The sequence below is a fragment of the Neolewinella sp. genome, from assembly GCF_965214665.1.
Taxonomy (GTDB): domain Bacteria; phylum Bacteroidota; class Bacteroidia; order Chitinophagales; family Saprospiraceae; genus Neolewinella.
In genome coordinates this window covers 3,647,674-3,664,597 of the sequence record NZ_OZ243970.1, presented here as the reverse complement: position 1 = coordinate 3,664,597, position 16,924 = coordinate 3,647,674, and the positions used below count along the sequence as shown (strand labels likewise).

The window sequence follows — 16,924 nt, the reverse complement described above, 5'->3', positions numbered from 1 at the left end:
GAAGCAACATGCTTTAGGCCCATTGCATCTTTGCGGCGGGTCTCTGGCATTGACGAATATGGCGATAGCAAAGGTAAACTGGCAGCACTTTCGCGAGGAACTACTAGCCTGGTACCGCCCCGAGCGGCGCCCCATGCCCTGGAAGCAGGAGGCCGATCCCTACCGCATCTGGCTCAGCGAGATCATCCTACAGCAGACCCGCGTCGAACAGGGCTGGCCCTACTTCGAGCGCTTCGTGGCCGCTTACCCCACCGTGACCGACCTGGCCGCCGCCGAAGACGACGCAGTGGTAAAGCTGTGGGAGGGGCTGGGCTACTACTCCCGCGCCCGCAACCTGCTGAAGGCCGCCCGCACCGTAGCCGACGAGCACGGGGGTAAGTTTCCCGATACCTACGCCGGCCTACTTGCCCTACCCGGCATCGGGCCATACACCGCGGCGGCCGTAGCCTCCTTCGCCTTCGGTCGGCAGGTCGCTGTAGTGGATGGCAATGTATTCCGGGTGCTGGCGCGCTACGCCGGCGATGCTACCCCCACTACGACCGGACCGGGCAGGAAGCACTTCCAGCAGCTCGCCGAGCGTGCGCTGGGTCAGGTACCTGCCGCCCGCTTCAATCAAGCGATCATGGACTTTGGGGCCCTGGTGTGTACGCCCAAGCAGGCAGACTGTGTGCACTGTCCCGTAGCAAGTGGGTGTCAAGCACGGGCTCAGGACAGGATCTATGACCTACCGGTAAAGGGCAAGAAGACCATGGTACGCCCACGCTACTTCCACTACCTTGTGGTGTCCGACGCCCGCAACCGCTACCTACTCGAACGGCGACCGGCGGGGGACATCTGGCAGTCGCTCTACCAGTTCCCACTCGTGGAGACCGACAGCGTGGACACTAGCCTAGAACAGTTGACGCAGCATGCCGACTGGCCGGCCGTGCTTGACCCTACTGGCTTACGCCAACTGCGCCGTAGCGGAGTATACCGACATCAACTTAGCCACCAGACGATCGGAGCGGTCTTTCACGTGCTGGCCTCCCGCGATCTGCTTGCCCCTGCGGCCCCGCCCGTTGGTTCGTTAGTTGTGCCGCGGGACGAGTTTGACCGCTACGCCCTGCCCCGCATCATCACCCGTTTTTTGGAGGATACGACCCTTACCCTGGGCTTCTGAGCCGGGGGGTGTAGCTTTGCCGGCTAACCTCACCCGCCGACGATGATCAACCGCGTAACACTAGTAGGGCACCTGGGCGCCGATCCGGAGATCCGTACCCTTGCCAATGGCACGATGGTCGCCCGCCTGCGCCTGGCCACTACGGAGAGCTACAAGGACCGGGCCGGGCAGTGGCAGGAAGAAACACAGTGGCACGACGTGGTGCTCTGGCGCCACCTGGCCGAACGGGCGCAGAAGCAGTGCCGCAAGGGGTCGCTAGTGTTCCTGGAGGGTAAGCTCACCCACCGAAAGTGGGAGGATAAGGACGGCAATCTGCGCCGCAGTACCGAGGTGGTGGGAGCCATGTTTCGCACCCTGGACGGTAAGCGGGATAGCTACGACACGGACGGCAACGACGCCGGTTCGGTGAACGAACCGCCCCCGATGGCCGCCGAGGAAGATCTGCCCTTCTAGTGCGGGCGGGGCACTATCTTTGTTGTCCACCAATCCCTATCGTTGGACCCCTCTGATCCTTTTTTATCCCACTGGCCCGTGCTCTTATTAATAAGTACCGGGGTAGAATTGCTGCTGGGTTTTGCGGGGATCGCGGTGCTGCTGCTGCTGTCCGGCCTAGTGTCGGGCTCGGAGGTGGCCTTCTTCTCGCTCACCCCCAACGACTACGAGGAGCTGGAGCAGACCAACAACCCCTCGCGGGATAAGCTGCTGGAGCTGCGCGAGAAGCCCCGTCTGCTGCTGGCCACGATCCTGATCGCCAACAACTTTATCAACATTGCCATCGTGCTGGTGTCGGAGATCATGCTCAGCAAACTGTTCCCCGCCAGCCTCTTTGCCGCCTGGGCACTCAATATCCAGGAGAACCTCACCTTCATGCGGCAGGTGGGGGTGGATACCCTGAGTGGGGCTATCGGATTTACCATCACCGTGATCGGAGTGACCTTCCTACTGGTACTCTTCGGCGAGGTAGCCCCCAAGGTGTACGCCAGCTACAATAAGGTGCAACTAGCCACCCAGATGGCCAGTCCGGTCGCCCTGCTGATGCGCACCCTCTACCCCATTTCCTCCAGCCTGGTGCAGGGGGCCGGTTTCATCGAGCGGCGGCTGGAGAACCACACCCTGGATGCCGCGGCGGCCAGCCAGGAAGACATCGACGAGGCCATCGACCTGACGGTGAACTCCGACGAGGGCGGCGAGGAGACCCAGCGCCAGGATGTTGATATCCTCAAACGGATCGTGAAGTTCAATAACGTGACCGTACGGCAGATCATGCGCTCGCGCGGCGACGTGGTGGCCGTAGATAGTAAGCTGAGCTACCCCGAGGTGGTCAGCGTGGTGCGGGAGTCGAGCTACAGCCGCATTCCGGTCTTCGAGGAGGACTTCGATAAGGTAGTTGGGCTACTCTACGTAAAGGACCTGCTGGGCCACCGCCACGAGCCGGCCAACTTCGACTGGATCAAACTGGTACGGGAGGATATTCTCTTCGTGCCGGAAACTAAAAAGATCAGCGACCTACTCAAGGAATTCCAGACCGAGAAGACCCACATGGCCATCGTAGTCGACGAGTACGGCGGCACCGAGGGCATCGCCACCCTCGAGGACGTACTGGAGGAGGTGATCGGCGACATCCACGACGAGTTTGACGAGGACGACGAGATCATCTACCAGCGCATCGATGAGCTCAACTTCGTATTCGACGGCAAGACGCTGCTCAACGACGTCTACCGGGTACTGAAAATGAACACCTCTACCTTCGAGCCGGTGAAGGGCGAGGCCGAGTCCCTGGCCGGCCTGTTCCTGGAGCTCCTCGGCCGCCTGCCGGAGCCGGGTGAGGAGCTGGTTTATGAGAACTACCGCTTCCAGGCCATGTCGGTCAACAAGCGCCGCATCCAGGAAATTCTCATTACCCTGCCCGAACCACCGGAGCCCGATCCGGCCACGCCCCCCACCTAAGCCCCCCGATGTACGGTCCCGAACAGCAACGCCAGTACTACGCCCGCACCAAGGAGTACCTCGCCGGTGCCATCGCCCTACCCGCCGCCGAGCAACTGCCCGAACTGCGTAGCCTACTGCGCTACCACGAATGGCGGTACTACGTGCAGAACGACCCCGTGCTGAGCGACTACGACTACGACCGGCTCTACAAGCAGCTCGAAGCCCTGGAGGCGGAGTACCCGGAGCTGGTGACCCCCGACAGTCCTACCCAGCGGGTGGGCAGCGACCTCAGTGGCGACTTCGAGAGTGTACCCCACCTGGTACCGATGCTCAGCCTCGGCAACAGCTACAACGCCGAGGACCTGGCTGAATTCAACCGCCAGGTGAAGCGGATGCTGAATATGGAGGAAGAGCTGCCGCTGGCCTACGCCGTGGAGCCCAAATTCGACGGGGGCACCATCGCTCTGATCTACGAAAACGACCGACTGGTACGCGCCGCCACCCGCGGTAACGGGGTACTCGGTGAGGAGATCACCCACAACGCCCGCGTGATCCGCTCCGTACCGCTCACGGCCGCCTTCAGCCGCTACGGGCTCTACCGGGTGGAGCTACGCGGCGAGGTAATCATTCGCAAGGACCGCTTCGGGGAGCTCAACGCCGAGCGCGCCGCGGCCGGACTCACCCTCTACGCCAATCCCCGCAACACGGCCACCGGTGGCCTGCGTATGAAGTCGCCCACCGAAGTAGCCGACCGCAAACTCGAGGCCTTCATGTACAGCTTTGGCTACGGCACGGACGAGGCGGGCAACGATGCCGTACAGGCCCTCGGCACCCATACCCACGCGCTGGACGTACTGACCGAACTCGGGTTCAAAGTACCGGCCACCGGCTACGAGCGCGCCGCGGTACCCGACATCGCCGCGGCGGCCGCCTTCTGCACCAAGTGGGAGGCCGACCGCGAGGCCTACCCCTACGAGATCGACGGCATGGTCATCAAGGTAGACGACCTGGCTCTCCAGGAGCGGGCCGGCTACACCAGCCACCACCCGCGCTGGGCCATCGCCTACAAGTTTGCCGCCCGTCAGGCCACGACCACCCTGCTCAACGTCGAGTACCAAGTAGGTAAGATCGGTACCATCACCCCCGTAGCTAAGACCGAGCCGGTGGCCCTGGCCGGCGTCATGATCAGCAGCGTGAGCCTACACAATGAGGACTTTATCCGCGAAAAGGACCTCCGGCTGGGCGATCAGGTGCTGCTGGAGCGGGCCGGCGACGTAATCCCCTACATCGTCAAGCCCCTGGAGGACCTACGCGACGGCACGGAGCGCCCCATCGTGTGGCCGCTGACCTGCCCCATCAACCAGACCGACGAGGAGGTACTGTTGGTCCGCGCCGAGGGCGAGGCCGCCTGGCGCTGCCCGGTCTGCGTCTGCGGCGCCCAGAACCTACAGCGCATCATCTTCCACGTCTCCAAGGCCGCCATGGACATCGACGGCATGGGCCGCCGCTACGTCGAGCAGTTCTACGAGCTGGGTTGGCTTCGCACCATCGTCGACGTCTACCGCCTCCCCTACGACCGGATTGCCGAGCTGGAGGGCTTCGGCGAGCGCTCGGCTGAGAACCTGCGCCGCAGCGTGGACCACGCCAAGCAAAACCCCCTCTGGCGCCTCCTCTACGGCCTCAGCATTCACCACTTCGGCAAGAAGGCCACCCAGCTCGTGGCCCAGCACATCGAGCACGTTCTCGACCTGGCCGACTGGACCGAGGAGCAGTTCCTCCACATCAAGGACATCGGCCCCACCGTGGCCGCCAACGTCACCGCCTACTTCGCCAACCCCCTGCACCTGGAGCAGCTCCGCGAGCTGGAGGCCCTAGGCGTCAACGTGCGCCCCACCGACGCGGACCGCCCCGCCGCCGAGGTCACTGAAGGGCCCTTCGTAGGCAAAACTATTCTTTTCACCGGTAGTCTCCAGCAGCTCAGCCGTAAGGAAGCCCAAGAACGAGCTAAGGCAGCGGGCGCACGCATCGTCTCGGCCGTGAGCGGCAAGCTCGACATCCTCGTAGTGGGCGAAAAGCCCGGCTCGAAACTGAAGAAGGCCGAGGCGCTGGGCACGGTGCGGGTGCTTACTGAGGGGGAGTATTTGGCGCTGGTGTAGCGGCTCCCGGCATCCTTGCCGGGCTGCGGGGTGCAGAACGACAGCCGCGGCTAGAAGCCACGAATCGTCTGCCCCCCAGTGCTACCACCCGAACTCAATTCACCCCCCAACCGTTTTCCCCAACAAAACCACCATGGCCAACACCTCTTTCCAAGAACTCATCAACGGCGACACCCCCGTGCTCATCGACTTCTACGCTACCTGGTGCGGCCCCTGCAAGGCCTACTCCCCCATCCTGCAGCAGCTCAAAGAAGATATGGGCGATAGCATGCGCCTCATCAAGATCGACGTGGACCGCAACCCCGAGATCACCCAGAAGCTCGGCGTACAGTCCATGCCCACCACCATGATCTTTCAGCAGGGCGAGCTCAAGTTTCGCGCCGCCGGCGTACAGAGCCCCCAGACACTTAAGAACGAACTGGCCAAGCTGAGCTAGCTTGCCGCCATGAACCCCTCCCTCTCCCCCTACGCCATCCTCGGCATCGTCGGTGCCTACTTCGCGGTGCTGGTGTTGGTTGCCTACCTCACCAGCCGGCGGGAGAGTGAGAACGTCGACTTCTTCCTCGCCGGCCGCAAGTCCCCCTGGCCCCTGGTGGCCGTGGGCATGGTGGGCTCCACGCTCTCGGGCGTCACCTTCATCAGCGTACCCGGCGCGGTGGGGGCCGGCGGCGTCAACCAGGCCTTCAGCTACATGCAGGTGGTGATGGGCAACATGCTTGGCTACCTGGTCATTGCCCTAGTGCTGCTGCCGCTCTACTACCGCATGCGGCTCACCAGCATCTATGAGTACTTGCACGAGCGTATCGGCTGGTACGGGTATAAGATCGGGGCGTTCTACTTCCTGCTCTCCCGCACCATCGGCTCGGCCTTCCGGCTCTTCCTGGTGGCCATCGTGCTGCAAAACTTCGTGGCCGAACCCATCGGCATCCCCTTCGCCGTCACCGTAGCCGTCACCATCGTGCTCATCTGGGTCTATACCTTCCGGGGGGGCATCAAGACCATCATTGTTACCGATACACTACAGACGGTCTGCATGCTGCTGGCCGCCGGCATCACGGTCTACTACATCGGTGGGGCGCTTGATACGGACCTGGGGGGCATGACGCGCCTCATCCGCCAGAGCGATTACGGGCAGTGGTTTTTCTTCGACGGCGGCTGGGCCGACCCCAACAACTTCTTCAAGCAATTCCTCAGCGGGGCCCTCATTACCATCGTCATGACCGGACTGGACCAGGATCTTATGCAGAAGAACCTCAGCATGCCCAACTACCACGACGCCCAGAAGAACATGCTGGCCTTCAGCGTCGTCCTCTTTTTCGCCAACATCCTCTTCCTTAGCCTCGGCGCCTTACTTTACATCTACTCCGCTACCGTGGGCCTGCCCGCTCCCGAAACCTCTGACCTCCTCTATCCCACCATCGCCCTCACCAACCTGCCCCCCGTGGCCGGCATTCTCTTCGTGCTGGGCATCGTAGCGGCAGCCTATTCCAGTGCCGACAGCGCGCTCACGGCCCTGACCACCTCCTTCTGCGTCGATTTTCTAGGTATGCAGGACCGGGAAGTACAGCCCGCAGCACAGGGGGAAAAAGCGGGCGGGGCCGCCGGTGCAAGCCTTTCGGACAAGCGGCAGCGGCTCCTCGTGCACAGTGGCTTCTCCGTGCTACTGTTCGGTGTCATCATGTTGTTCCAACTCATCAATGACCGGGCGGTCATCAACGGGCTGTTTACCGCGGCGGGCTACACGTACGGTCCGCTACTGGGGCTGTTTGCCTTCGGGCTGCTGACCGATTTTCGGGTGCGGGAGACCATCACCGTGGGTGGCGTACGGTTACCGGCATTGCTGATTGTGTGCCTGCTCTCACCCGTTATATCCATCGCAGTCGACCGTAACTCAGCGGAGTTGCTGGGGGGCTTTCAATTTGGCTTCCTCATCCTGGCCTTTAACGGGCTACTCACCTTCCTGGGGCTCATTGCGCTGAGCGTTTCACCACGGGAGTAGGGCGGCGAGCGAAAATTCGCTTTAGCGACCGGCAAACCCCGGTATTGTCGCTTGGCCCCTGTAGCGGGCTCGCCGTACTTTGCGGCCATGTCCGAACTGCGCGCCGCCATTACGGGGGTACAGGGCTACGTGCCCGATTACGTCCTGACCAACGCCGAACTGGCGACCATCGTCGACACTAGTGACGAGTGGATCACCAGCCGCACCGGTATCAAGGAGCGGCATATCCTGAAGGGGGACGAGATGGGCACCTCCGTCATGGTGGCCGAGGCCCTGCGCGGCCTACTGAAGAAGACCGGCACGCGACCCGAGGAGGTCGAGCTCGTCATCTGTGCCACCGTAACCGGCGATAGCATTTTTCCGGATACGGCCAACGTGGCGGCCTACAAAGCGGGGATCCACAACGCCTTCGGCTTCGACGTAGGCGCGGCCTGCAGTGGCTTTCTCTACGCCCTCACCGTAGGGGCTAAATTCATCGAGGCCGGCCAGCACAAGAAGGTGGTCGTCGTGGGAGCCGATAAGATGTCCTCCATCATCGACTATACCGACCGCACGACCTGCGTGATCTTCGGCGACGGCTGCGGAGCGGTGATGCTGGAACCCACTACGGATGGTACGGGTCTTATGGACTACCGCCACTACGGCGACGGCAGCGGCGAGGAGTACCTCTACCTGGTGGCCGGCGGCTCGCGTAGGCCCGCGACCGTAGATACGGTGATGGCGCGCGAACACTTCGTGCGCCAGAACGGGCAGCCAGTATTTAAGGCGGCGGTGCGGGGGATGTCGGACGTAGTCAAGGAGGTCATGCAGCGCAACGACCTTACCGTCGATACCCTGGACTGGCTCGTGCCCCACCAGGCCAATATCCGCATCATTCAGACGGTGAGCAGAATGGTAGATTTTCCCCTGGATAAGGTGATGGTCAACATCCATAAGTACGGCAACACGACGGCCGGCACCCTGCCGCTTTGTCTGTGGGACTACGAGTCTCAGCTACGGCGGGGCGATAACGTGGTGCTGACCGCCTTTGGGGGAGGCTTCACCTGGGGGGCGCTATACCTGAAGTGGGCCTACGACGGGGCGGCGGAAGCACGGTAGCCGCACAAGGCGGCGGATTTGCGTGTTGGCCTTAAGGTATGAGTAGGGAGGAATTGAAGCGCAGCGGTATACTAGACCAGTACGTGCTCGGTTTGCTCGACCCCGAGCGATCCGCTGAGGTAGAACGCCTACTCGAAAGCGACCCTACCCTGGCCCGGGAGGTTAATCAGTTGCGGCGAGACCTAAATTCCTACGCGGATGCCCGCAACATCGCTCCGCCGGCGGACGGACGGCCGCCCCGCACCGCCGAGGATTTTCACGACCTCGACCACGAGATGATCACCGCCATGATGGAGCGCAACCACACGCTCAACATCTGGCGCTACGTACTCATTGCGGCCTGCCTACTACTGGTTGGACTCAGCGGTTACCTCTTCCGCCTCAAAGAAAATCTGCGGGGCGAGCTGGTCACCCAGCGTGCGCTGCACGCCCAGGACGAGGCAAGCCACCGGCTAGACATGACCCACAATCGCGCCGCGATCCAGACCGCAGTGGGCAACTGGGATAACCTACAATCCATTGAGCAGGCCGTAGATACCGGGGTGCTGCACGTGCACCTGTTGGCGGGAGCTGGAGTAGCGCTGGTAGACCTCTCGGACATAGCCGCACTCAATGGGGGAGAAGCCTACTATATCTTCGGGGGGCAGGCCGGGGCGCCTCCTGAGGTCGTGACGGCGCGGCAGCAGGGGGGACTTTCGGTGGTCAAACTAGGCACAGCTGCCGGCAGCTTACGAATCTACCGTAGGGCCGTGGATCATGGGGGTCCGCCGCTGGAGGGAGAGCAGCCCTTAGTGACGATCGAGCTACCGGGTAAAGACTAAATCAGAAGAATCTGACGTTAGGTTTGGAAAACTAGCCGAAATAACGTTTATTGCGCGCCTGTCCGCGGTCGTTGCGATCGACGTGATGACATGCCTTCCTCCTTACGTCCGAAACCATTTAATTATCCCCGTATGATGCTTCTTTACGTACTTATGGCTGCTTGTGCGCTGGGTGGTGGTCTTAGTCTTACTTCAGCCTTACTGGATGGTTCCCGCTATCTATAGCGTGGAAGATCACCCATCGAATTAGTCCTGACGGTCGTCCGCTACTGCGGGGGGCCGTTTTCCATTCGCGGCCTATATTTACTCACCGTATTCCACCCCGCCCGTGCAGCCGCTCATTCCTCCCTTTATCCAACAAAAGCTCCTGGCGGGCGATCTGCATGGCGAGGTGGAGGCTTTTACCCTGAACATCGACCTGAGCGGTTTCACGCCACTGACGGAGACGCTGATGAAGCAGGGCCTGGCGGGGGCCGAGCAGCTATCGGTCATCCTCAACGACATCTTCGAGCCGCTGGTAGCCCTAGTCTATGCTACGGGCGGCTTTATACCTTACTTTGCCGGCGACGCCTTCACGGCCGTGTACCCGCTGGGACTGGACCGTACCCACGCCATGCACCTGCTGCGGGTAGCGGAGCGGGCCCGGCAATTGTTTCGTGATCGGGGCAACCGCTTCGGCGATCAGTTCACGATCGGTATCAAGGCGGGCATCGGTGCCGGCAAGGTGCACTACGGTATCGTGGGCGGTGAGCTGAGGGCCTTTTACTTCCGGGGGCCGGCCATCGCTGCGGCCTCCAGTTGCCAGAGTCAGGCCGGTGAGCAGGAGATCGTAGTGGACCAATTTGTGTACAGCCTTACCGAGGGGGGACTTGTCTACACCGAGGAACTTAACGCTACGGCTTACCGGGTCCTTGGAGATATAGCCACGGGGGCTGACGAGCGCGTACGCCCCCTCGAACTGCCGGCGGTATCGGCGGAGGTAGCCGCGAAGTTTTTGCCGCCGGAGGTGGTACGCTACGATCAGGCCGGTGAGTTTCGTACGGTAGTGTCCTGCTTTCTATCCTTCGAGGGGGTACACTCGCACGACGAACTAGACCACTTCGCCACCGTAGTACTCGACCAGGTGCGCGACTTTGGGGGCTACTTCAAGGAGGTGGACTACGGGGATAAGGGAGCGCTAATGGTGATCTTCTTCGGTGCACCAGTCTCCTACGAGAACAACATGGCCCGGGCAGTGGAATTCGCGCTGGTGGTGCAGCAGGAGCTCGACACCCTGGGAGCGGCCGCTAAACGACCCTTTCAGTACCGTATGGGCATGACGGTGGGTACGGCCTTCACCGGTATTGTGGGCGGCAAGGAGCGGGCGCAGTATGCCTGCGTGGGCAACCGCGTCAACCTGGCAGCCCGCATCATGGCCGAGGCCGACTGGAAGGTGGTGCTGGTGGACGGAGAGATCGGTAGTAGTCCGCAGTTCCGTTTTCTACCCAAGGGAGCTATCCACTACAAAGGCATCCAGGAGCCGGAGCCAACTTACGCGCTGCAGGGACGTAAGCAAACCTTGGGTAAACCTACCTACGGGGGCAAGTCCATCGGCCGCGACGAGGAGGTCGCCCGGTTGATGACCTTCGCCGAGCCCATCTTTTCCCGGCAGCCGGCGGGCATCGCCTACGTGCTCGGGGAGGCCGGCATCGGCAAGAGCCGCCTGACCTACGAGCTACGCCACCAACTGCGGGAACGGGGCACGGTCAACTGGCTGCTGGGCAGCTGCGACCAGATCCTGCGCAAGCCCTTCAACCCTTTCACCTACCTGCTGCAACGCATCTTCCGGCAGAGTGCCGAGCTGGGTACCGAGCAAAATCTACGCCGCTTTCAATTTCGCATCAGCCGCCTCCGGCTTAGCCTGCAGCGGCAGGAGGGGGAACAATCAGGCCAGCTCGCCGAAGAGCTGCAACGGACTGAGTCCGTCCTTGCCGCCCAGTTAGGAATCGTAAAACCGGGCTCACTCTGGACGCGGCTCGACGCTCAGGGCCGCTACCAGAATACCGTCGACGCCATCGTCAACCTCATCATCGCGGAGGCCACCCTACAGCCCACCGTGCTAGAGCTGGAGGACATCCACTGGATCGACGAGGATAGCCTCACCGTGATTCGCGAGCTGGTGCGCCGTATCGACAACCACCCCTTGCTAATCTTGGCCACCGCCCGGCCCGACGACGACGGCAATTACCCCCACCTGATCCGTACCACCCTACAGGATAAACTGGCGGTAGATACGCTGAGCGTGGAGATCGGGGCCCTCAGTCCCGAGGCCGTCAAAGAGTTCGCCGAAACCACCCTGGGGGGCCCGATCGACGAAAGCACCTTCGATATCCTCCTCAAGGCAACCAATAGCAACCCCTTTTACCTGGAGCAGATCCTGGAGTACTTCCGCGAAAACGAATTACTAACTACCCAGGAAGACGGCCTACTGCACCTGAGCGACGAGAGCATCAAACTATCGACTAGCATTACCTCCATTCTGACCGCACGCATCGACCGGCTTTCCGATATGGTGCGGGAAACGGTAAAGGCCGCTGCGGTGATCGGCCGGGAGTTCGATATCCCCGTGCTCAGCGAGGTGATGCGTGCCGACGCCGGCTTTGACGGAGCGGAGGATGTCATGCATTTATTGGAGGAACAAATCCAGGTGGCCGAGCGCGGACAGATCTGGAGTGCCATGAACGAGCTACGGTACATCTTCCGCCACAGCCTGCTGCGCGAGGCGGTGTACGGTATGCAACTCACTACGCGCCTACAGCAACTGCACCGCCAGATTGCCCAGGCCATCGAGAAGCTCTACGCCGATAACATTGAGGAGCGCTACGTCGATCTGGCCTTCCACTACGAGCAGAGCGGAGAAACCAACAAAACCCTCGAGTACCTCAGCAAGGCCGCCAGCTACGCCCGGGCCAACTACCAAAACCAGCAGGCCCTGGAGCTCTACCAGCGCCTCATCAAAAAGATGAGTCAGCAGCCCCAGGAAGAACTGACCGTACAGGTGCACCTCAACCAGGGCAGCGTCTACGAGATCGTGGGCCGCTGGGAAGAGGCCGAGATTGCCTATAAGGAAGCCCAGCGCATTGCCAAATCGAGCCGCGACGTGGTCCTGCTGGGCCGCACCAACAATGCCCTGGGCCAGCTCCACACCCTGAAGGGCGACTACGAACTGGCGATGGATTATCTCAAGGTAGCCGCCGGACTGTTTGAGTCCGTCGACGATATGTTCGGCATCGCCAAGGCTTACAGTAATATGGGCCACCTCTTCTTTCGCACCAACCATTACGATAAGGCCCTCACCTACTACACCCAGTCCCTCGAAAGCGGGCTCAGCCAGGCCGGCACCACTACTTCGGCCAGCACCATCAGCCACCTGGGCCTCACCTACATGAACCTGGGCCAGTACGAGGAGGCCATCGCCGTCATTCGCGACCAGATCCCCCGCCACGAGCTCAGCAGTGATAATATGGGACTAGCTACCCTCCACACCAACCTCGGTATCGTGTACTTCGAGAGCGGCGACTACACCCTCTCCCTCGAAGAGCACCGCAAGGGCCTTAAACTGGCCCGCGAGCTCGGTGACCGCCGCCTACAGGCCATCGGGCTCGGCAGCGTAGGCAGCATCTACGAGCGGCAGGGAGATTATGAAGCCGCCCGCGAGCTCTTCGAGGAGGACCTGAAGATGTGCTACGAACTCGGCGACCGCCAGGGTATCGCCGTCACCGAGGGCCTGCTCGGTGACCTCAACAGCGTGATGGGCAACTTCACCAAGGCCATCGGCCACCTCGACCGCTGCCTGTCGATCAGTAGCGAACTGGGGTACCGCAAGGGCGTGGCCAAGGCCGTCAACACCCTGGGCGATATCTACTACGTACAGGGAGAATACGACCGCTCCGTACAGTACTACGACCAGGCCATCGACATCGCCCGCACCACTAACAACCGCTTGGTGCTCGGCGCGAGCCTCTACGAAAAAGGACAGGTACTGCTAGCAGACGGTAAGCTCGAGGAAGTAAAGGCCGTAGAACAGGAAGCCCTGGAGGTAGCCGAGGAGCTAGGCAACCCCGATGTCCTCTTCGGCGCTAAGTTGCTGCACGCCCGCTGCCTGGTAGCCTACGACGGCGCTAACTACCAGCAGGCACGGGAGGTGATCCAGGAGCTCCTGGAGGCTAAAACACTCACCCGCGATCAGGAAGCCGAAGCCTACCTAACCGTATACCGGCTCAGCGGCGGAGTTGACGAGCAGGCCCGCGAGCACGCGCTCTCGCTCTACGAAACCCTCTACGCCGAAACCCCGAAGTTCATTTACAACTACTACCTGACGATGCTGCGTCCGGCCGAGGCCTAGTTGCCACCACCGCCCAGGATGAGGGGCAATCCGCCGCTGTCGCCATTACCCACCACTACCACCTTACTGTTAGGCGATTTGGCGAGTTCGAGGGTGGCTTCGATGCCCTTATCACGCAGGATATTCTCCGACAGACTGGCCGTCAGGATGCGGTTGGCATCCGCCTTGGCCTGGGCTTCGATAAGGCGGCGCTCGGCCTCCTGCTTCTCGCGGGTGAGGATATACTCGTACTTCAGTGAGGCCTGCTCGGCCTCGAGCTTCTCCTCGATGGCGGTACGTACCTTATCCGGTAACTCGATGTCGCGGATAAGGATGGCGCGCAAATCGATGTAGTTATTGGCCAGTGTCCGGGATAGCTCCTCGGTGATGAGGGTCTGCACCTCGTCGCGCTTCGTGGAGTACAGCTCCTCGGGGGTAAACTTACCGATCACCTGCCGCACGCTGGAGCGCACCTCAGGCCGGATGAGCCGCTCCATGTACTCGCGGCCGAAGGTCTCGTGCAGTAGCGCCACCTCCCCGAAATTGGGTCGGATACGGGCCGTCACGTCGACCCGAATATTCAGGCCGTTGCTAGAAAGCACCTCCATCTCCTCCTCCAACTGGGCCTCGCGGACTTCATAGACGTACATCGTATTCCAGGGAGCTACGACGTGGAAGCCAGGCGCATAAATATTTTCTTTATCTAATCCGTTGAAGCGGCGAAAGAGCACACCCCGCTCTCCGGAGTCGATGGTGACGAAGGTCGCGCTGCTCACCATCGTCAGTACGATGAGGAGGAAGAAGGCAATGATGCCCCAGGTCATTAATTTTTTCTGGTCCATGGTTTGGGTTTAGCCGAGTCCGATGTATGTGCGAACTCGCCCTAATTTAACAAACGAGAGCCGAGATAGATGAAGGAGACCCGGCTTTGCCGGGGTAGAGCCCTCGCTGGCGCGTTCGGGCGTAGACCGCGTTGCGGCGGGTAGACCCTTCGGGTTAGACTCCTCTCGCAGACACGACATGCGGCAGCTCTACCCGCGCAGCGATCTACCCCCGAACGCGTAAGCGAGGGGTCTACCCCAGCCGAAGGCTGCGGTCTACCGCTGCGCCTGCGAAACGAAGTAAAGCGCAGCCGCAAAGAACAAGATATTCGGCATCCACATCCCCAGGTACACCGGCAGGTCCGTCCCCGCACTGATCGTAGAGGCAAAGCGGCTCAGGAACACGAAGAGCGCGCCCATGAAAATGCCGATGGCCAGTTGGATACCCATCCCCCCCCGCACCTTGCGGCCGGCTACAGAAAGGCCAATGAGGGTGAGAATGAATATAGTGAATGGTTCGGCGGTGCGGCGGGCCAGCTCGACCTCGTATTTGCGGATATTGCCCGAGCCCCGCTCCTGCTGCTTGCGGAGCTGGGCGAGGAGCTCGGGGGTGGTGAGGGCAGACTGCTGCTCGCGGTAGTCGACGAAGTCCTCCGGGCGCAGGTTGAGCACGGTGTCGAGGGTTTCGCGGTTGCCGACCTCGATGGTCTCCTGCATCCCGTCGAAGGTGCGGGTCTCGTAGTTGTCGAGGCGCCAGCGGCCGGGATCGCCGTCGACGAAGTGGGCGGTGCGGGCCTTGGTCAGACTCACCAGCTGGTTGTTGACGATGTGCTCGATGCGGAAATTGCGGGCGGCGCTATCGCGCTTGCTGAAGTGGGTCATGAATACCTTGGTATCCGGGGCCACGAAGAAGTGCACGTTGGTGGTCTTACCCTCGTCGCGGCCACGGCCGAACCAATCGCGCTCGATCATGGCGCGGTGGGAATTGGCCAGGGGCACAAAGAAGTGCACCCCCCCGAGGTAGAGTACGAATAGGAAACCGGCCGAGACCAGGTAGGGCCGCATCAGCCGCCAAAAGCTCACCCCGGCGTTGAGAATGCTGATGATCTCGGAGTTGTCCGCCATGCGCCCGGTGAAGAAAATCACGGCGATGAGGGTAAGCATCGGCCAGAGGAAGCCCAGGATGAACAGCAAAAAGGTCGGAAAGTACTCAAAGGCAATCACCGAGGTAGGGATGCCCGACTCAATGAACCGCTCGATCTTCTCGCTGAAGTCGATGATCATACTCACCAGCGAGAAGATCAACACCGTGAAGAAGAAGGTGCGGAGGAACTTGCCGATAATATACCAATCCAGTTTCTTCAACATAGAATTAGATCGCCTTCGGCTGGTTAGACGCCTACGGCTGGTTAGACGCTTCGCTGGTTAGATGCCCCTAGCCCAGTAGGCGTTTGACGGTGGCGGCGATTTGTTTGCCGTCGGCGCGACCGGCTACCTTGGCGTTGGTCTGACCCATGACCTTGCCCATGTCGCGCATGGAGGTGGCTCCGGTGTCGGAAATGACTTGCTTAATCAGGGCTTCGAGCTTCTCGTCGCTGAGGGGCTCGGGCAGATAGCGACTGATGACCTCGATCTCCTCCCGCTCGGGCTGGGCCAGGTCGTCGCGGCCCTGCTGCTCGTAGATTTCCAGGCTCTCCTGGCGGCTCTTCACCAGCTTCTGGAGCATGGCGATCTCGCCGGCCTCGTCGAGGGTGGTGCCGCTGCCGTCGGTCTGCTGGAGGAGGATGGCCTGCTTAATGGCACGGATGCCGCGCTTCCCGGCCTCGTCCTTATTGCGCATGGCGGTTTTGAGGTCGTCGGTGATGCGTTCTTGGAGGGTCATGTGATCGAGGGGTTAAGGAGTTAAGGGGTCAAGGAGTTAAGGGGGAACGTGGTAGGCGGGGGAAATAGTTGCTCAGGCGTTATTGGTGACGGCTGCGTAGTACATCGCGGACTTCGTTGAGGGTATAGCCTTTAGCGGCCAGGAGCACGAGGTAGTGGTACATGAGGTCGGCAGCCTCGCCGAGGAAGAGATCCTTATCGTCGTCCTTGGCCTCGATGACCAGCTCGACGGCCTCCTCGCCTACTTTTTGGGCCACTTTGTTGATGCCGCGCTGGAGGAGGGAGGTGGTGTAGCTGCTCTCGCTGGGATTATCGCGGCGGTCCTGGATGGTGCGCTCCAGGTGGTCGAGAAAGTCGCCCTGGTTGGGCTGGTCCCAGCAGGTATCGGCGCCGGTGTGACAGACGGGTCCGGTGGGGTGGGCCTGGATCAGGAGGGAATCGAGGTCGCAGTCGGCGTCGATGCGCACGAGCTTCAGGACATTGCCGGAGGTCTCGCCCTTAGTCCAGAGGCGCTGCTTGCTGCGGCTGTAGAAGGTGACCCGGCCGGTGGTGAGCGTTTGGGTGAGGGCTGCGGGATTCATGTAGCCCTGCATCAGCACGACGCGGGTGCGGGCGTCCTGGACGATAGCGGGGACAAGGCCGTCGGGGAATTTGTTAAAGTTAAGTTCGGCCGTACCGTTAGCGGTTATTTGCATTG

13 protein-coding genes are annotated in these 16,924 nt (G+C 61.4%); 9 read left to right on the top strand and 4 right to left on the bottom strand.

Annotation, left to right across the window (positions count from 1 at the left end):
* Window positions 1-58: 58 nt before the first annotated feature.
* The 9 genes from mutY to ACOOHD_RS15655 all read left to right on the top strand — a co-directional run bounded on the left by mutY (window position 59) and on the right by ACOOHD_RS15655 (window position 13,546).
* Window positions 59-1,159 (top strand): A/G-specific adenine glycosylase, encoded by a 1,101-nt coding sequence (mutY, locus tag ACOOHD_RS15695; protein ID WP_420458826.1) that lies wholly within the window; start codon window positions 59-61, stop codon window positions 1,157-1,159.
* 42 nt (window positions 1,160-1,201) lie between these two features.
* The gene (locus ACOOHD_RS15690) at window positions 1,202-1,612 is read left to right on the top strand and encodes a single-stranded DNA-binding protein (protein WP_420458825.1); all 411 of its coding nucleotides are present in this window, start codon (window positions 1,202-1,204) and stop codon (window positions 1,610-1,612) included.
* Between the two features lie 78 nt (window positions 1,613-1,690).
* Window positions 1,691-3,106, top strand: a complete 1,416-nt coding sequence (gene gldE, locus ACOOHD_RS15685) for a gliding motility-associated protein GldE (protein WP_420458824.1) — start codon at window positions 1,691-1,693, stop codon at window positions 3,104-3,106.
* Window positions 3,107-3,114: 8 nt separating this feature from the next.
* Window positions 3,115-5,244 (top strand): NAD-dependent DNA ligase LigA, encoded by a 2,130-nt coding sequence (ligA, locus tag ACOOHD_RS15680; RefSeq protein WP_420458823.1) that lies wholly within the window; start codon window positions 3,115-3,117, stop codon window positions 5,242-5,244.
* 133 nt (window positions 5,245-5,377) lie between these two features.
* On the top strand, window positions 5,378-5,680 hold the full coding sequence (trxA, locus tag ACOOHD_RS15675; protein WP_420458822.1) for a thioredoxin: 303 nt from the start codon (window positions 5,378-5,380) through the stop codon (window positions 5,678-5,680).
* A gap of 9 nt (window positions 5,681-5,689) precedes the next feature.
* Window positions 5,690-7,243: a sodium:solute symporter gene (locus ACOOHD_RS15670; protein ID WP_420458821.1), complete on the top strand. Its 1,554-nt coding sequence runs from the start codon at window positions 5,690-5,692 to the stop codon at window positions 7,241-7,243.
* 87 nt (window positions 7,244-7,330) lie between these two features.
* Entirely contained in the window at window positions 7,331-8,341 is a 1,011-nt protein-coding gene (locus ACOOHD_RS15665) for a beta-ketoacyl-ACP synthase III (protein ID WP_420458820.1), read from the top strand.
* A gap of 38 nt (window positions 8,342-8,379) precedes the next feature.
* The gene (locus ACOOHD_RS15660; RefSeq protein WP_420458819.1) at window positions 8,380-9,162 is read left to right on the top strand and encodes a hypothetical protein; all 783 of its coding nucleotides are present in this window, start codon (window positions 8,380-8,382) and stop codon (window positions 9,160-9,162) included.
* Window positions 9,163-9,490: 328 nt separating this feature from the next.
* A complete protein-coding gene (locus tag ACOOHD_RS15655; protein ID WP_420458818.1) occupies window positions 9,491-13,546 on the top strand; it encodes a tetratricopeptide repeat protein in 4,056 nt (1,351 codons plus the stop codon).
* Here the strand turns inward: ACOOHD_RS15655 and ACOOHD_RS15650 are convergent.
* The 4 genes from ACOOHD_RS15650 to hisIE all read right to left on the bottom strand — a co-directional run bounded on the left by ACOOHD_RS15650 (window position 13,543) and on the right by hisIE (window position 16,922).
* Window positions 13,543-14,367, bottom strand: a complete 825-nt coding sequence (locus ACOOHD_RS15650) for a prohibitin family protein (RefSeq protein ID WP_420458817.1) — start codon at window positions 14,365-14,367, stop codon at window positions 13,543-13,545. The two genes, ACOOHD_RS15655 and ACOOHD_RS15650, sit on opposite strands and share 4 nt — an antisense overlap.
* Before the next feature lie 255 nt (window positions 14,368-14,622).
* Complete coding sequence (locus ACOOHD_RS15645; RefSeq protein WP_420458816.1) at window positions 14,623-15,714, bottom strand: LptF/LptG family permease; 1,092 nt, start codon at window positions 15,712-15,714, stop codon at window positions 14,623-14,625.
* A gap of 67 nt (window positions 15,715-15,781) precedes the next feature.
* Window positions 15,782-16,228: a GatB/YqeY domain-containing protein gene (locus ACOOHD_RS15640; RefSeq protein ID WP_420458815.1), complete on the bottom strand. Its 447-nt coding sequence runs from the start codon at window positions 16,226-16,228 to the stop codon at window positions 15,782-15,784.
* A gap of 79 nt (window positions 16,229-16,307) precedes the next feature.
* On the bottom strand, window positions 16,308-16,922 hold the full coding sequence (gene hisIE / locus ACOOHD_RS15635) for a bifunctional phosphoribosyl-AMP cyclohydrolase/phosphoribosyl-ATP diphosphatase HisIE (protein ID WP_420458814.1): 615 nt from the start codon (window positions 16,920-16,922) through the stop codon (window positions 16,308-16,310).
* Window positions 16,923-16,924 lie beyond the last annotated feature (2 nt).

Bases quoted from the DNA above. Each gene is read 5' to 3' on its own strand.
- mutY (WP_420458826.1), top strand. From the start codon at position 59: ATGGCGATAGCAAAGGTAAACTGGCAGCACTTTCGCGAGGAACTACTA.
- ACOOHD_RS15690 (WP_420458825.1), top strand. From the start codon at position 1,202: ATGATCAACCGCGTAACACTAGTAGGGCACCTGGGCGCCGATCCGGAG.
- ligA (WP_420458823.1), top strand. From the start codon at position 3,115: ATGTACGGTCCCGAACAGCAACGCCAGTACTACGCCCGCACCAAGGAG.
- trxA (WP_420458822.1), top strand. From the start codon at position 5,378: ATGGCCAACACCTCTTTCCAAGAACTCATCAACGGCGACACCCCCGTG.
- ACOOHD_RS15670 (WP_420458821.1), top strand. From the start codon at position 5,690: ATGAACCCCTCCCTCTCCCCCTACGCCATCCTCGGCATCGTCGGTGCC.
- ACOOHD_RS15665 (WP_420458820.1), top strand. From the start codon at position 7,331: ATGTCCGAACTGCGCGCCGCCATTACGGGGGTACAGGGCTACGTGCCC.
- ACOOHD_RS15660 (WP_420458819.1), top strand. From the start codon at position 8,380: ATGAGTAGGGAGGAATTGAAGCGCAGCGGTATACTAGACCAGTACGTG.
- ACOOHD_RS15650 (WP_420458817.1), bottom strand. From the start codon at position 14,367: ATGGACCAGAAAAAATTAATGACCTGGGGCATCATTGCCTTCTTCCTC.
- ACOOHD_RS15645 (WP_420458816.1), bottom strand. From the start codon at position 15,714: ATGTTGAAGAAACTGGATTGGTATATTATCGGCAAGTTCCTCCGCACC.
- ACOOHD_RS15640 (WP_420458815.1), bottom strand. From the start codon at position 16,228: ATGACCCTCCAAGAACGCATCACCGACGACCTCAAAACCGCCATGCGC.
- hisIE (WP_420458814.1), bottom strand. From the start codon at position 16,922: ATGCAAATAACCGCTAACGGTACGGCCGAACTTAACTTTAACAAATTC.